This is a genomic window from Chelativorans sp. M5D2P16 (assembly GCF_034427935.1).
In the GTDB taxonomy this organism is placed as follows: domain Bacteria; phylum Pseudomonadota; class Alphaproteobacteria; order Rhizobiales; family Rhizobiaceae; genus Chelativorans.
This window is the reverse complement of sequence record NZ_JAXQNM010000003.1, coordinates 133,689-148,716: the sequence shown is the minus strand read 5'-3', so window position 1 is coordinate 148,716 and position 15,028 is coordinate 133,689. Positions and strand designations below refer to the sequence as shown.

The following is a 15,028-nucleotide window of genomic DNA, read 5'->3' as shown; positions in this document are numbered from 1 at the left end:
ATGAGCCGACTGCCCAATTCCATCGAAGCCCGCGACGTCGCTTACCAGCTCCATTCCTACACGGATGCGCGCCGGCACGAGGAGACCGGACCCCTCGTCATCGAACGCGGCGAGGGAATCCACGTCTACGACAACAACGGCAAGCGCTATATCGAGGGCATGGCGGGCCTGTGGAGCGTGGCGCTGGGCTTCGGAGAAAAGCGCTTGGCCGAGGCCGCCGCGCGGCAGATGGAGAAGCTGCCCTATTACCACACCTTCACGCACAAGTCGCACGGGCCCTCCGTCGAGCTTGCGGAGAAGCTGGTCGGCATGGCGCCGGTGCCCATGTCCAAGGCCTATTTCACCAATTCCGGCTCGGAGGCCAACGACACCGCCATCAAGCTCATCTGGTACCGTTCGAACGCGCTCGGCGAGCCGCAGAGAAAGAAGATCATCTCTCGCGTGAAAGGCTACCACGGCGTCACCATCGCCTCGGCCAGCCTGACCGGCCTGCCGAACAACCACCGTTCCTTCGACCTGCCCATTGCCGGCGTACTGCACACCACCTGCCCACACTACCGCACCATGAAGGCCGAGGGCGAAAGCGAGCGGGAGTTCGCCGCGCGCTGTGCACGCGATCTCGAAGACCTCATCCTGGCCGAGGGCCCGGAGACCATCGCCGCCTTTTTCGCCGAGCCGGTGATGGGGGCGGGCGGCGTCATCGTGCCGCCGGAAGGCTATTGGGAGGCGGTGCAGCCGGTCCTGAAGAAATACGACATCCTTTTCGTCGCCGACGAGGTGATCTGCGGCTTCGGCCGCACGGGCGAGTTGTTCGGCACCACGACCTATCGGCTGGAGCCCGACATCATGGTCCTGTCGAAGCAGCTCTCCTCCTCCTACATGCCGATCTCGGCGCTGCTCGTGAACGAGAAGGTCTATCGGCCGGTCGCCGACGAATCGAACCGCATCGGCACCTTTGGCCACGGCTTTACCGGCAGTGGCCACCCGGTTGCCGCGGCGGTGGCGCTCGAAAACCTGAAGATCATGGAGGAACGCGACCTCGTCGCCCACGCGCGCCGCGTCAGCCCGCGCTTTCTGGCGCGGCTGAAGGCGCTTCAGGACCTCCCGCTCGCCGTCGAGGCGCGCGGCATCGGCCTGATCGGCGCGGTGGAGGTCTTCCACGAAACGCTTGCCGAGATCCCCGGCGCCCTCGGCGCGCGCGTCAACCAGGCCATGCATGCGCACGGCCTGATCTCCCGCAACATGGGCGATGCGCTCGCCTTCTGCCCGCCGCTCATCATCTCGGAGAAGGAGATCGACGAGATGTTCGACATCGCCGAGGCGGCGATTGCGGAAGTGTCGCGGGAGGTTGGCGTGTGACGGCGACCCGGTTCTCGCACCGGTGAACGCCGCGTCACTGGGCGAAGCGGTCGTGGCTGAAGACGAAATCACCGCCCTCTGCCGGCTGGTGGCAGCCGATGCAGGGAGCGACTCTGCCGGCCATGTTGGCGCCGTCTGGCGTCGTGGCCACGGCTCCGTCGGGCATGAATTTCACCCAGAACCAATTGCCGCTATCGGGAGCGTAGCCCTCCTCGCGGCGGAACATCACGCCCATTGAATCGAAGTTCTGCAAGGGATTCCTGAAGGTCTCCTCCACCGACAGGTCCTCTCCGCGGTAGTTGCGCTTGAGGATGAATGTGCCGGTATGGTCGGCGACCGTCACCTTGCCGGACAGGTACTGGATAACCGGCCCGTGCATCGAGGTGCCGGCATAGGGGTGGGTCTGGATGGCATCCTCACCGACAATGCTCCTTTCTTCCAGCGCTTGCCAAAGCTCTTCGGCGAAGTCGACCTGATCCGGGCCGCCGAAAGGCGGTGCCTGCTCCTGACCGAGCGCGGGCTGAACGAGCAAAAGCGCAGCGACTGCTGCGTAGAGCGTAAGTGTCCGAGTGCCGATCATGTCCAGTGCCTCCTCCTTGCCTGGATGGGTGGGATCGGCTGTCGATACGGCACGCTTCCTGAAACGATGTTGACCGGACGCCATCTGACGCAGGTCGGTGTTCCCGCGCCGCAGTCGGCAGCCGTCGGCTTTCGATGCCCCGTCCGGGCTGCTTTCGTCCAGACGGTGTGCATGGCCTGCAACCCATAAGGCCAACTCGTGCGCTGCCTGATGGTTCCTGCCAAGACCACGGCAATTCTGTCCGAGATGACCGGCAGGCAGAGAACAGGCCGGGACGCTTCAGCGCGATCTTAAGCGATGGGGGAGGTCATCCGCACCCCGGTCCAGCCTCGCCGCTCACTGCCAGAACAGGCGGGTTTGCCTGAGGTCCCGCCACAGGGCCTTGGCGCCGGTCCAGCGGAATTCGGCGCGCGCCTCGCTGGCCCCGATCATCCAGCCCATGGCGCGTTGCGCAAGGGGATCGCCGGCACCGGGCACCTCCGTCCCGGTGAACATGGCCCTCACCGTGGCCGCATCGTTCAGGTCGCCGAAGACCGTCTGCAGTTTCTTCAGTCGCTTGAGGAACGGACCGACACGCTTCGCCGGAAAAAGCGAGGAGAAGAACTCGGCGGCATAGCGCAGTTTCTTCAGCTCCTTGCGCAATTCGTGACGCTCTTCCACCGTCAGGTGCTCCAGCCCGCGCGCGCGCTTGACGGCCTTTTTCCAGCGCTTGTCGAGCGCATGGACGGCCAGTTCCCGGACGGGTGCCGCCAGCCGTCCGGTCTGGCCGAAATCCTGGGGCACAAGCCATCCGCGCGTTTCCACGAATCGGGCCAGATCGATGAGGAACGCCTGCACGCGGGAAGCGGTGAGAAGCTGGCGCAGCCGTTCGCGCCGTTCCGCTGCCTGCTGTGCGACCGTCTCCGCGAGGGCCGCCAGTACCGGCTCGCCGGGATGGGTTTCGGCTTCCCGGCGCAATTTCTCGTCCGCCAGCACGTCGAGATCCCTGAGGCCCCCGACCTCCTGGCCGAGCCAGCGCGCCTCGGCGTTGAGCCGCTCCATATCCGGGCTTTGCAGCACCGGGCCATAGACGGAAAACGCGCTGCGCAGGCGGCGCAGGCCGATCCGCAACTGGTGTGGCCCCTCCGGATCGTCCATCTGCCGGATCACCAGCACGTTGGTAGCGATCTGATCGAGGCATTCGCGCAGCGTGTCGCGCGCGGCCTGTTCGGCGGTCTGCGTCTGATCGAGCGCCAGGTTCAAGGCTTTGCGCGGGGCCAGCGGCGCGTCGATCTGCCCCTCCTTGGCCAGCAGATAGCCGCGCGCCGCTTTGGAAAGCCGGGAGAAGCGAATGCCGCCTTCGGGAAACAGTATATGGGCGATATCGAACAGCCCCGACGGGTTGCCGGCGAGAAGTTCGATCTCCACCTCCGACAGCGCGGCCGAGCGCTCGCCTGCCCGGACTTCCCCGACATCGACGGCGATCTCCGCCCGCGTGCCGTCCTCAAGGACGAGCTCGCTCGTCGTGCGCTTGATGACCGTTTCGCAAATGGGCTCGAGCGAGGTGCCGTTGATGTGTCGGACGACCGATTCGCGGACGGACAATTCAGGAATTGCATCGAGACACACGCGCCCGCCGGGCGCCGGGTTTTCGACCTCGCCGGCCTGGGAGAGGCCGCCGTGCAATCCTCCCCGGGTCTTGACGGTCTGTATCCACCGCCGCCCATCGCGCCGCAGCCTCAGCGCGATGCCCGCCTTTTTCAACGCATGTTCAGGCGTATCCAGATAGACGCTTCTGAGGGTCTTGGTTGCGCGGGTGCCGTTGGCGAGATTCGACGCCGCCAAGCGCGCCCAAATTTCACGCGACCTCTGCTGGTCGAGCAGGAACTTTAACTCGATTTCGCTCATGTGACGGTTTCGTTTCGATTTTGCTACAGTCTTATCCACACCTGCGGGTTGCAGCAAGGGGGCAGGTTGAGAGGCGTCACCCGGTGAGCCGGGCACGGCAACCTAACCCTGTCTCTCCATCGCGAGCTCCGCGATCACCGGCAGATGGTCCGACGCCTTGCGTGCCTCCGGATCCGTCCAGCTTTCGCGCAGCATTTCGGACGGGCGGCAGTAGACGCGGTCCAGCGCGAAGAGGGGGCGGAAGGCGGGGTAGGTCTTCATGTGGCTGTGGCCGGGGAAGAGGCGGTTGAGTGTGGTCTGCACCGAGCCGCGCCAGATCCAGTCGTTGAAGTCGCCGAGGATGACCGTCCGTTCCGGACTCTGCCGGCAGATCTCGGCGATGAGCCGCGCCTGGTGCCGGCGCTCACCCAGACTCAGGCCCAGATGCGCGGCGACCAGGTGGAGGGGACCGAAAGGCGTGTGCACGTGGGTTTCGATCGCCGCGCGCGGCTCGCGCCGGCGGTAGGAGATGTCATGCCAGGTGGTGCCCGACATCGGCCAGCGGCTGATGACGGCGTGACCGTAATCGCCGTCCGGCGCGGTGATCAATCGGCTTTCCCGCGAATTGCCGCCAAGCGCGGTGGCGAGGAAGGCGAAGGCGTCGGCCGCTTCCGCCGAGCGCCGCGAGTCGATCTCCTGCAGGGCGACGATGTCGGGTTCGTGGCGGCGTACGATCTCCACCACGCGCTGCAGGTCGCGACGGCGGTCCGGGCCCACCCCGCCGTGGATGTTCCACGTCATGGTGCGGACCTTAGCGACCGCGCCGGCCTGCTCTGTTTCATCCGTCTGCGGGGTGTCTGGCGGTTCCATGTCTGCTGAACGCATGAGCGGCGGGATCGTTGACGGGTTTTCGGGGTTGCCGGATCGCAATTCCCCTTGGCGCGTTGTCGCTTCACGACAATGACGAGAGGATACCTGCCTTGACCTCCCACAGCGGGGCCGCAGCACACCCGGCCAAGCACGCCGGGCCGTTCCGGCGCTATCTCGGCTACACCGTCGCCGTGGCGGCGGTCGCGCTGGCCGCTTTCCTTCTCTACCGGACCCTTTCGCAATATGACTGGCCGGAACTGGTCTCCGCTGTCACAGCGGTCTCGCTCTATCACATGCTGCTGGCGATCGGCTTCACGGCGGCCAGCTATCTCACCCTGACCGGCTTCGACTTTCTGGCGCTCAAATATGCCGGCCACCCGCTTGCCTACCGGCGGGCGGCACTGGCCTCCTTCTGCAGCCTGTCGATTGGTCACAATATCGGTCTCGCCGCGCTCTCGAGCGGCGCCATCCGCTACCGCTTCTATTCGCGCTGGGGGCTGGGTGCGGGGGAGGTCGCAAAGGTGATCGTCTTTTGCGGCGTTACCGTCGGGCTCGGTCTGTCGATCCTCGGCGGCGTCGGCCTGCTCGTCCATCCGGACCTCGCCATCGACGTCATGGGCATACCGTCCTCCCTCGTCACCCTGGTGGCGGTGATCTGCCTTCTCTGGCCGGCCCTTTATCTTGTGCTCGCGGCGACGGTCGAGCGGCCGCTGCGCTTCCGCGGCATGACTCTGGCCATGCCTGGCTTCAAACTGGCGCTCGGCCAGGTGATCCTCGGGACCGTGAACTTTGCCTTCGTCGCCGGCGCGCTGCATCAGACGATCGCCGCGCTGGCCGACGTGCCTTATCTCGAGGTGGCGGCCGTCTACGTGTCCGCAAATGTGGCGACGCTGATCACCCATGTGCCGGGCGGGCTCGGTGTCATCGAGAGCGTGGTGCTTTATCTTCTCCCCCGCGCGGAGCTGATTGGAGCGGTGCTCGTCTTCCGCTTTGTCTATTTCCTTCTGCCCCTGGCTCTCGGCAGCCTGCTGTTGGGCTTTTCGGAGGTGGTGCTTTGGGGCCGTGGCCGCCGGCGATGAAAAATGCGGCCCAGCAAGCGGCGAAGCCTTTCCACCAGCCGGAAGGGCCGCTCCGGGTCGAGCAGCCGCGTGCCGGGGAAGGAGTGGGTCGGTCCGGGTCCGACATCCATGGTCCGCAGCCCGCGGGGATGCCGGTTCAGCCGGTCGATGGCCCTGCTCAAGCCGCCTTCGCGGCGTGTGGCCGCCCGCACCAGCGCCGGGTCGACATCGAGATGCTCGGCCACCAACCGGTCGCGGCAGCCCAGTATCGCCGCCCGTGTTTCCGGCCGGTCCGCCTCGACCGCCAGGTCGCATTCGGAATCGAGGCCGACAGAGCGGTTGTTGAGGTTGGACGAGCCGATGCGCAGCAGCGTGTCGTCGATGATGATGAGCTTCGCGTGCACCAGCAGCCGGTGGTCGCCGCCGTCTTCGGGAATGGTGGGATGGTAGACGTGCAGGCGGTTATCGCGGTCGAGTCGCTTCAGGCTGCGCAGCAGCCGCTCGCGGTTGGCGCCCATGATGAAGCGCTCGATGATACCGTTGGCCTTTTGCGTGCACACCACCACGACTTCCGGCCCGTCTGGACGCTGCAGGATATCGCCGAGGATCCGGCGCAGGCGCTTGGCGGTGAAATATTGCGCCTCGATGTAGATTGTCCGACTGGCCGAGCGCAGCACGTCTTCGGTCAGGCGGGCGGATTCCTCGACTGCAATCTCCCCATTGAGGCGCGGAAGCGTCCGGGCGACGCCGACGGGCACATCGGTGAAGTCGGGCGCCAGTTCCACCGGCCAGCGTTCCGCGGCGGGTTGCGGCGGGATATCCTCGCCGACGGCGTCCCGCCAGCGCTCCCGCGCTACCTCGACGATCGGCCGCACGACGGGGCCGTCGACGACGAGCTGGAGGTCGTGGACCGGATCGTAGGGCGTGCCGTCGGGGTGCCGGCGCAAGGGATCTTGGGCCTCGTGGCGTGTCGTGTCCCAGCGCTCCAGCGTCAGGTCCATCCCGCCGACGAAAGCCAGCGAATCGTCGATGATGACGAGCTTCTGGTGATGCGCGGCATGGAAGGGGTGGTTGGTATCCAGGCTCAGGTGGATGCGCGGATGGTCCTGCCATTTCTCGCCCAGGATCAGGGGCAGCGCGGCGCCCGGCGCATGCACGGCGGCAAGGCTCCAGATGAGAATACGGACTTCGAGTTCCGGCCGTTCCTCCACCAGCGAGCGCAGAAGCTCCCCCAGTCGCGGCGCGTCGTCGCCGTCCTGGGGGCACAGGCGTATGCGCGCGTCGAAATCCCAGCCGATGATGACGATCGAGCGCGTCGCCTTGCGCAGGACCTGATCGAGCGTGGCGAAATAGGCTTCGGCGTCGATGAGCAGAGCGGCGCGCCGGGCGGTCTCGACGGCAAAGCAGTTTCTGCCGGGAATGAGGATGTTTCCGCTCTTGTGCGCCGCCCCCGCTGTCCCGGGCGCCTCTGGTTCGCTCTGCATGCCGACCTGCCCTCCGTTTCGCGTCAATCGTCAGCGCGATCGTACACGCACAACGCGCGGCTGAGGCTTTCGTTTCCTGGCTTGAATGGGAGCGCGGCGCCAACGGCATGCGCCTGGCGTCGGTGCTGGGACGTTAGTCGGTCGTAGCGTGGGGCGGCATCTCATCCGGGTTCTCGATGCCCTCGGGCCAGAGGAAGAAGAACAGGGCCACCACGACGACCGCTACGACGATTGCGGCCACGATCACGTTTCTGGTCATCGGTCCTTCCCTGTTTTCCGCTTTGTGCCCGTCCTAGGGTAACAATCACGCGCGGTTGATGTTCCAAGGGCCCGGCGCATGCGGACTATCGGCGCAGTATCTTCGCCGTTATCTTGCGGCGGATTCGACAAAGGGGAGCAGACATGACCGGATTGCCAATCGACCTCGACCCATCGGGTACCTTCGTCGGCCGCGTTCTGCGGCCGGAGCTTTCCGGCCCGTCGGTAGTGGTGTTGCGCGAAGGCGTGCTGGTGGATATTACCTCGCGCGCGCATCCGACGCTGAGCGCGCTCCTGGAGGAGGACGATCCGGCGGCCGCAGCAAAGGGGGCGCAAGGCGAGGCGGTCGGGACGCTCGAGGAGATCACCGCCAACAGCGAGGCGGGCCGGCAGGATCCCGCGCGCCCCTCACTGTTGGCGCCGTGCGACCTGCAGGTGATCAAGGCCTGCGGCGTGACTTTCGCGCAATCCATGGTCGAACGGGTGATCGAGGAACAGGCCGAGGGCGACCCCGACAAGGCGGGCGCCATCCGCCGCCGCGTCGTGGAGCTCATCGGCACCAGTCTCACCGACATCAAGGCCGGCTCGCCCGAGGCGGCGCGTGTGAAGCAGGCGTTGATCGAGGAGGGCATGTGGAGCCAGTATCTGGAAGTGGGCATCGGCCCGGATGCCGAGGTCTTCACCAAGAGCCCGGTCCTGTCCTCGGTCGGCTGGGGCGCGGATATCGGCCTGCTGCCCGCCTCCACCTGGAACAATCCCGAACCGGAGATCGTGCTCGCCGTCGACAGCAAGGGCCGCGTGAAGGGGGCCGCCCTCGGCAATGACGTCAACCTGCGCGACCTGGAGGGCCGCTCGGCATTGCTGCTCGGCAAATCGAAGGACAACAACGCCTCCTGCGCCATCGGGCCGATGCTGCGGCTTTGGGACGACGGCTACAGCCTCGATAATGTCCGCACGGCCGAGCTCGAACTGACCGTCACCGGTCCGGACGGCTTCGTGCTGCGCGGGCACAGCTCCATGGCCCGGATCAGCCGCGATCCGCTCGACCTCGTGGCCCAGACCATCGGCCGGCACCACCAGTATCCCGACGGTTTCGTGCTCTTCCTCGGCACGCTGTTCGCGCCCACCCAGGACCGCGACGCGCCCGGCGAGGGCTTCACCCACAAGATCGGCGACGTGGTGGAGATCAGCGCCCCGGGGCTTGGCGTCCTCAGGAACCGCGTGAATCTTTCGACCGAGTGTCCGCCTTGGGATTTCGGCATCGGCGCGCTGATGGGCAATCTGGCGAGCCGAGGACTGCTTGGGTGAACCCTCGGGCCAAGGCCCTGGCGCCCGGCACCGATCTACAGCCGCACCGTTTCCAGCACGCGCGCGAGGGCCGCAAAGTCCGGCCTGAGCGGTGTGCTCGCCGGGTTCGACTGGATCCAGCTGAGGTCCTTCAGCCCGTGCCCGGTGGCCACGGCGATCACGCGGTCGTCCGGGCGGACCAGGCCCTCATTGCGAAGCAGGTCCAGAGCCGCGATCGGCACGGCCGCGCTCGGCTCGGCCAGGATGCCCTCCGTTTCGGCGAGCGTTCGCGCGCCCTTCAGGATCGTTTGGTCATCGACCGCGACGGCCGCGCCGTCGAAGCGGCGGATCCAGTCGAGCGTATAATCGCCGTCGCGCTCATAGCCTTCCAGCGTGTCGTTGAGAGCGGAGGCCACGGTCGCCTGGTGCGGCCATGGGTGTATGGAAACCCCTTCCCGGTAGGCACGGGCGATCGGGGCGCAGGCTTCGGCCTGGACGGCGATCGGGCGCGGCACGCGCTTGATGCGGCCGCGCGCGAGCATGGTTTGAAATCCCTTCATGATGCCCGCCAGCAGAGGCCCGCTGGAGATCGGCAGAAGCACCACTTCGGCATCGATGCGGGCGAGTTCGTAAGCGATCGTCGCATAGGCGTCCACGCCGTAGGGGTTGTGATAGGTCGTCGTCAGGTTCACCCAGCCGCGCTCGCGCGCCAGCCGGTCGGCCAGGCGGCAGCAGTCGCTGGTGCGGCCGTCGACCGGGATCAGCGTGGCACCGGCGGCGGCGATTTGCCGGAGCTTGGCCCCGGGCGCGGTCGCCGGCACGAGAACGACGATCGGCAGACCGGCCCGCGCCGCATAGGCGGCTGCCGACGCCCCCGCATTGCCGCTCGATGACAGAACGAGACCCCCGCGCCCGTATTCCTTCGCGAGCGACGTGGCGAGCGCGATCGCCCGGTCCTTGAACGAGCCGGTCGGCATGACGGAATCGTTCTTGATCCAGAGATCGGCAAGGCCGGCCCGTTCGCCCAGGCGCGGACAGTGAAGCAGCGGCGAGCGCGCCTCGCCCAGGGTCACCCGGTTTTTTGGCGCGCAGCGCGGCAGGAATTCGGCCCATTGCCACAGGCTCGTAAGGTCGTCCGCGGCTTCCTGCGGCGGGCCTTCCGCCAGATGCAGGTCGAGAATGCCGCCGCAGGCAGGGCAGGTGGAGGGGACCACATCGATGGAAACGTCGTTTCCACAAGCCACGCAGCGCAGGAAATCGGTTGTGCTCAAGGCGCTTTCTCCTCCCTTGTCCATCGGCCGCGCGGCATTCGCCGCAGGTCCGAGATCACTCTTTCGAGCGCATCGACCACGGCAGCGGTGATCGCCGCGCCTTTCGCTTCCGTGGCAAGGGAAGGGTCGCCGACCGTGCCGCTGCCACCGGATTTTTCCTTCATGGTCCGGAACAGCGTCCCCCGGGCTGGTCTCAGCATGTCCTCTTCGGCCCAATCCGCCGTCGGCGCGATGGACATGCCGCCGATCAGGTCCGTCCGCACGGTGCCGGGCGCGGCGTGGAGCATGAGCGAGGTCTCGAACTCGCAGGCGTGGTTGACGCCGCTGGGAGCACTCTCGCGCACCGCCGCCAGTTCCGGGGCGGCGAGCGTCCACCAGGTCAGAAGCGCGATCCGGCAATGGCGGTTCTCGTTGCCGAGCTTGTCGACGAGCACGCGGGCGATCGCCTGATTGCCGCCATGGCTGTTGAAGACGAGGATGGTGGTGAACCCGTGCGCCATGACGGAGCGCAGGATGTCCTCGGCATAGGCGAGGAAGGTCTCGTGGCGCACCGACAGCGTACCTGGAAAATCCATGTGGTGGTCGGAACAGCACACCTTGATCTGCGGCAGGATCAGGATATCCGCGCCGCAACGGCGCTCCGCCGTTTCGAGAAGGTGCATGCCGATGGTGCAGTCGGTCGACAGCGGCAGATGCGCGCCGTGCTGCTCGACCGCGGCGATGGGCAGGACGACGACCGTTTGCCGGTCGATCTCATCGATCTCCTGCGTCGTCAGCTCTTCCCATTTCATTGCGGGTGCCACCATCGCCCGGCGATGACGACGCCTTCGGCCTGGAGCCGTTCGCCGACCCGCAGCACCTCGCCCTCGACATCCTCCAGCGCGAACGCGCCGTCGGTCAGCGACAGCACCGACGCGTCGCCGACGGCGCCCTCGCGGAAGGTGCCGAGCTCGGGGCGCTGGATGGCCTCGGCGGCCTTCACCGTCGAGCGGGCGATCACCTCGCCGAGCGGCATGCCGAGGCCGAGGAACTTGCTCATCGTGGTGAGCTGGTCATAGGCCGGTCCCTCAACGCAGAAGGCGTGCACGTCGGAGGAGATCGTGTCGGGCGGGAAGCCGCCTGACAGCATCGCCCGCGCCGTGCGGTAGGAGAACGAGCCCATGCCGTGGCCGATGTCGAAATAGACCCCGCGCTCGCGCGCTTCGAGCACCGCCTCCTTGATCGTGCCGTCGCCCTTGACCGGCGCATTGGGGAAGGGGCGGAAGCAGTGGGTGAGAACGTCGCCCTTGCGCAGTTTCGAGACCACGGTCTCGTAGGAGGGCGGCGGCTCGTCGATATGGCACATGACGGGCAGGCCGGTCTCGTCCGACAGGCCCAGCGCCACGTCGAGCGGCGCAATGCCCTGCGGGCCGCTGGCGTGACGGCCGATCCGCACCTTGATGCCGACGATCACGTCCCGGTTGGCATCGATGACCTTGGCGGCGTATTTCGGCGCCATCAGGCGGAAGTCGTGGCTTTCCCCCACCATCAGATCCGGCGCGAAGCCGTATATGCCGGCGAAGGACACATGCAGGTAGACGAGGATGCGCGTCTGGGACGGCTCGATGACATGCTTGCGGAAACCGGGAAAATTGCCCGGGCCGGCGCTGCCGGTGTCTATGCAGGTGGTCACGGCGCTCGTGCGGGCGAAGTCCTCCGCGTCGATGCCGAGCGATGTCCCGCCCCAATAGACATGGGTGTGCAGGTCGATCAGCCCCGGCGTGACGATTTTGCCCGAAACGTCCCGTACGTCGGCGGCGCGCGCGGCCAGCCCGTCCCCCACTGCCGCCACCTGGCCATCGGCGAAGCCGACATCGGTGATGCGGTCGATGTTGCGGGACGGGTCGACGACACGGCCGCCGGTGAGCACGAGATCCAGATTCATATGGTTCGGTCCTGTTGGTTGGTTCCGGTACACCGGTGCGGCGTCGCGGGTTGAAGGACGGTCAGCGGGGCTTATAGGCGACCGCCTCGATTTCAATCTTGATGTCGATCATCAGCCGCGATTCCACCGTCGTGCGCGCCGGAGGGGCGGACTCGAAATAGCTGCCGTAGACCTTGTTGAAGCCGCCGAAGTCGCGCGCATCGACCAGCCATACGGTGGTCTTGACGACGTCCGGCAACTCGGCGTCCGCAAGGGCCAGCGCGGCTTTGAGATTGTCCATGACCTGCCGCGTCTGTTCCTCGATCCCGCCCGAGACGATCGACCCGTCCGGGCGCGCAGGCACCTGGCCCGACACGAAGACGAAGTCACCCGCGCGCACGGCGGGCGACAGCGGCACGTGCGAGGATCCGAAGGTTTCTTTCATGAGCCGAATTTCCCTCTAAGCATGAAATTTTCCGACAAATTCCCGTTTAGTTCCAAGGAAAGCGCCGGATATAACGGTAATTTCATGTTGCTTTTTTACATTTTCGCTGTCAAGCTGCCATCAACAAAGGCCACAAAGGCCATGGGGAACAGATCGGGGAGCGCGTCGCTTGACCACGACCGATATCGTCAACCGGTTGCGTATCTGGGCCGCCGACGGCAGCAAGGCCGAGCGGCGGCTGGCGGAGGTCATTCTCGCCGACATCGAATACGCCTCCAGGGCGCCGATCGCCGATCTTGCCCTGCGGGCGGGCGTCAGCGAGCCGACGGTGACGCGCTTCTGCCGTGCGCTCGGATGCGACGGCGTGCGCGATTTCAAGTTCAAGCTGGCGCAGGTTCTGGCGATCGGCGGGCTCTATCTCTTTCCCGAGCCGCTGGTGCGGGACGAGCGCGACGCGCGCATCGTCGACGCTATCGCCGACGGCGCCACGAACGCCATGCAGCGCGTGCGCGACGCCATCGACATGGGAACCGTCAACGACGTCGCGGAACTGGTGATGAAAGCCCGCCAGATCTACGTCTTCGGCTCCGGCGGCGTCTCCTCCATGGGTGCGGTGGAGATGCAGAACCGGCTCTTCCGCCTCGGCCTTTCCATCGTTGCGCACACGGACGGGCAGATGCAGCGCATGTCCGCCGCGGTCTGCGACGGGCATTCCGTCGTCTTTGCCATTTCCGCTTCGGGCGCGGCGGCGTCGACCATCGAATCCGTGCGCGTGGCGCGGCAGTACGGCGCGCGCACCGTCGCCATCACCCATCCCGAATCTGTGCTGGCGAAGGAGGCGGAGATCTGCCTGCCGTTCGTGATCCCCCCGGACACGCAGCTCTACAAGCCGACCTCAGGGCGTTACGCGCTTCTGTTCCTGGTCGATCTCATCGCCATGACGGTGGCCGAATCGATCGGCCCGAGCGTGCTCGAGGGCCTGCGGCGGATCCGCGTCAGCCTCTCGGGCCTCAACATGAGCGATCCGGGGCGGCCTATCGGCGACTAAGGAGGGTGCATTCCATGACCGTTGACGAGATCGAGACCCCGGCCGTTGTGATCGACCGCGATCGCGTCGAGGCCAATCTGCGCAAGGCGCAGGACCATGCGGATGCTCACGGGCTGGCCCTGCGCCCGCACATCAAGACGCACAAGCTGCCGCAATTCGCCCGCCGGCAGGTGGAGCTCGGCGCCCGGGGCATCACCTGCCAGAAGCTCGGCGAGGCCGAGGTGATGACCGATGCCGGGCTCGACGACATCCTTTTGACCTACAACATCCTGGGCGAAGCAAAGCTTGAGCGCCTGCGGCGCCTGGCGGACAGGATCACGCTCGCCGCGACGGCCGACAACGCACACACCGTCGAGGGTTACGCGGCGGCCTTCGCGGATGCGTCGCGCCCTTTTCGGGTTCTCGTCGAGTGCGACACCGGCATGGGGCGCTGCGGCGTCCAGTCGCCGGAGGAAGCCCTGGCGCTGGCGCGCCGCATCGAAGAAGCAGGCGGGCTCGCCTTCGGCGGCCTGATGACCTATCCCGCCGCCGGCAGGCAGGAAGAGGCCGCCAAGTGGCTGGCTGCCGCGCTGGAGGCGTTCGCCTCGGCCGGCGTCGAGGTGCCGTCTGTCTCGAGCGGTGGCACGCCCGACATGTGGTCCGCCCATGAGAACCGGCTCGTCACCGAATATCGCATCGGGACCTATATCTACATGGACCGCTCGCTCGTCGCCCGGGGCACGTGCAGCCTTGAGGATTGCGCACTGAGCGTGCTCGCCACCGTCGTCTCCGCGCCTACGGCCGAGCGTATCGTCATCGATGCCGGTTCCAAGACATTATCGAGCGACACGCTGGGGCTCACGGGCTTCGGGCTCGTGACGGAGTATCCCGAGGCCGAGATCACCATGCTGAGCGAGGAGCACGGCGTCGTCGACGTCGCGGCCTGTGCGCGCAAGCCGCTGATCGGCGAGCGCCTCTCCATCATTCCGAACCACGCCTGCGTGGTCACCAATCTGTTCGATCGCGTGCATCTGATTTCACGCGACGGCGCGGTCGAGCGCGTGCCGGTCGCCGCGCGCGGGCGTGTCGATTGAAGGCCCGACAGACAAGGGAGGCGAGATGAGGCAGCTAGCGGCGAGGCTCAGCGACTACCTCAACCGAGGGGTTGAAATCGTCCTCATCCTGTTGATGGCGGCGCTCGTCGTCGACGTGTGGATCGGGGTCGCCGACCGCTATTATTTCCACTGGCAGTTCAATTGGCCCGAACCGCTCGCGCGCTATCTCATGATCTGGACGGTGCTGCTGGCGATCTCGAGCGGCATCGTCCGGCGCGAGCATATCGGGCTGACCGTTCTCATCGATCATTTGCCGGAACGCTTCCGGCGCGCCGCGGTGATCCTCTCCGACCTCCTCGCATTCGCGCTCTTTGCCTATCTCTTCTGGTTCGGCATCGGCTTCGCAGCGTCGGGACAGACCCGGCAGGCGATGATCTTCGGTCTCAGCCTGGGGCCGGCCTACGCGGCCGTTCCCGTGGCGGCGGGTTTTGCCGCCGTGCAACTCCTCCTCGTGCTTTTGCGCGACCTCGGGGGCCAGCACCTCGAAGAACAGGCGGAGATCTGA

The 15,028-nt window shown here is 66.4% G+C and carries 15 protein-coding genes; 6 read left to right on the top strand and 9 right to left on the bottom strand.

The features are described from left to right. Entirely contained in the window at positions 1 to 1,359 is a 1,359-nt protein-coding gene (locus SIN08_RS01545; protein ID WP_322449726.1) for an aspartate aminotransferase family protein, read from the top strand. A gap of 34 nt (positions 1,360 to 1,393) precedes the next feature. On the opposite strand, the gene SIN08_RS01540 is transcribed toward SIN08_RS01545, so the two are convergent. From SIN08_RS01540 to SIN08_RS01530, 3 genes are all read right to left on the bottom strand, one after another. Beyond that, complete coding sequence (locus SIN08_RS01540; protein ID WP_322449725.1) at positions 1,394 to 1,939, bottom strand: cytochrome P460 family protein; 546 nt, start codon at positions 1,937 to 1,939, stop codon at positions 1,394 to 1,396. A 336-nt stretch (positions 1,940 to 2,275) separates the two neighbouring features. Further along, positions 2,276 to 3,826: a CHAD domain-containing protein gene (locus SIN08_RS01535; protein ID WP_322449723.1), complete on the bottom strand. Its 1,551-nt coding sequence runs from the start codon at positions 3,824 to 3,826 to the stop codon at positions 2,276 to 2,278. A gap of 102 nt (positions 3,827 to 3,928) precedes the next feature. Then, entirely contained in the window at positions 3,929 to 4,675 is a 747-nt protein-coding gene (locus SIN08_RS01530; protein WP_322449722.1) for an endonuclease/exonuclease/phosphatase family protein, read from the bottom strand. A 110-nt stretch (positions 4,676 to 4,785) separates the two neighbouring features. Here SIN08_RS01530 and SIN08_RS01525 point away from each other — a divergent pair, with 110 nt between their 5' ends. Beyond that, the gene (locus tag SIN08_RS01525) at positions 4,786 to 5,754 is read left to right on the top strand and encodes a lysylphosphatidylglycerol synthase domain-containing protein (RefSeq protein WP_322449721.1); all 969 of its coding nucleotides are present in this window, start codon (positions 4,786 to 4,788) and stop codon (positions 5,752 to 5,754) included. Here the strand turns inward: SIN08_RS01525 and SIN08_RS01520 are convergent. Together SIN08_RS01520 and SIN08_RS01515 are read right to left on the bottom strand one after the other, a co-directional pair. After that, a complete protein-coding gene (locus tag SIN08_RS01520; protein ID WP_322449720.1) occupies positions 5,670 to 7,217 on the bottom strand; it encodes a phospholipase D-like domain-containing protein in 1,548 nt (515 codons plus the stop codon). The genes SIN08_RS01525 and SIN08_RS01520 overlap by 85 nt on opposite strands. A 133-nt stretch (positions 7,218 to 7,350) precedes the next feature. Then, a complete protein-coding gene (locus tag SIN08_RS01515) occupies positions 7,351 to 7,476 on the bottom strand; it encodes a hypothetical protein (RefSeq protein ID WP_322449719.1) in 126 nt (41 codons plus the stop codon). Between the two features lie 143 nt (positions 7,477 to 7,619). Between SIN08_RS01515 and SIN08_RS01510 the strand changes: the two genes are divergently transcribed. Beyond that, the gene (locus SIN08_RS01510) at positions 7,620 to 8,783 is read left to right on the top strand and encodes a fumarylacetoacetate hydrolase family protein (RefSeq protein ID WP_322449718.1); all 1,164 of its coding nucleotides are present in this window, start codon (positions 7,620 to 7,622) and stop codon (positions 8,781 to 8,783) included. A 35-nt stretch (positions 8,784 to 8,818) separates the two neighbouring features. Here SIN08_RS01510 and SIN08_RS01505 read toward each other — a convergent pair whose 3' ends face one another. The 4 genes from SIN08_RS01505 to SIN08_RS01490 form a co-directional block, all read right to left on the bottom strand. Continuing rightward, positions 8,819 to 10,033, bottom strand: a complete 1,215-nt coding sequence (locus SIN08_RS01505; RefSeq protein ID WP_322449717.1) for a threonine synthase — start codon at positions 10,031 to 10,033, stop codon at positions 8,819 to 8,821. After that, positions 10,030 to 10,824 carry a creatininase family protein gene (locus SIN08_RS01500; RefSeq protein ID WP_322449716.1) on the bottom strand — a complete coding sequence of 265 codons (795 nt, stop codon included), beginning with the start codon at positions 10,822 to 10,824 and terminating at the stop codon, positions 10,030 to 10,032. Before SIN08_RS01500 ends, SIN08_RS01505 begins: the two co-directional genes overlap by 4 nt. Continuing rightward, a complete protein-coding gene (locus SIN08_RS01495; protein WP_322449715.1) occupies positions 10,821 to 11,957 on the bottom strand; it encodes an amidohydrolase/deacetylase family metallohydrolase in 1,137 nt (378 codons plus the stop codon). The genes SIN08_RS01500 and SIN08_RS01495 overlap by 4 nt, the downstream gene beginning before the upstream one ends. A gap of 61 nt (positions 11,958 to 12,018) precedes the next feature. Continuing rightward, positions 12,019 to 12,381 (bottom strand): RidA family protein, encoded by a 363-nt coding sequence (locus SIN08_RS01490; RefSeq protein ID WP_322449713.1) that lies wholly within the window; start codon positions 12,379 to 12,381, stop codon positions 12,019 to 12,021. 169 nt (positions 12,382 to 12,550) lie between these two features. Here SIN08_RS01490 and SIN08_RS01485 point away from each other — a divergent pair, with 169 nt between their 5' ends. From SIN08_RS01485 to SIN08_RS01475, 3 genes are read left to right on the top strand one after another with little or no spacing between them, the layout of a single operon-like run. After that, positions 12,551 to 13,429, top strand: coding sequence for a MurR/RpiR family transcriptional regulator (locus tag SIN08_RS01485; RefSeq protein WP_322449712.1), 879 nt, complete (start codon positions 12,551 to 12,553; stop codon positions 13,427 to 13,429). Positions 13,430 to 13,443: 14 nt separating this feature from the next. Beyond that, positions 13,444 to 14,502 carry a D-TA family PLP-dependent enzyme gene (locus SIN08_RS01480; protein ID WP_322449711.1) on the top strand — a complete coding sequence of 353 codons (1,059 nt, stop codon included), beginning with the start codon at positions 13,444 to 13,446 and terminating at the stop codon, positions 14,500 to 14,502. A gap of 25 nt (positions 14,503 to 14,527) precedes the next feature. Then, complete coding sequence (locus SIN08_RS01475; protein ID WP_322449710.1) at positions 14,528 to 15,028, top strand: TRAP transporter small permease; 501 nt, start codon at positions 14,528 to 14,530, stop codon at positions 15,026 to 15,028.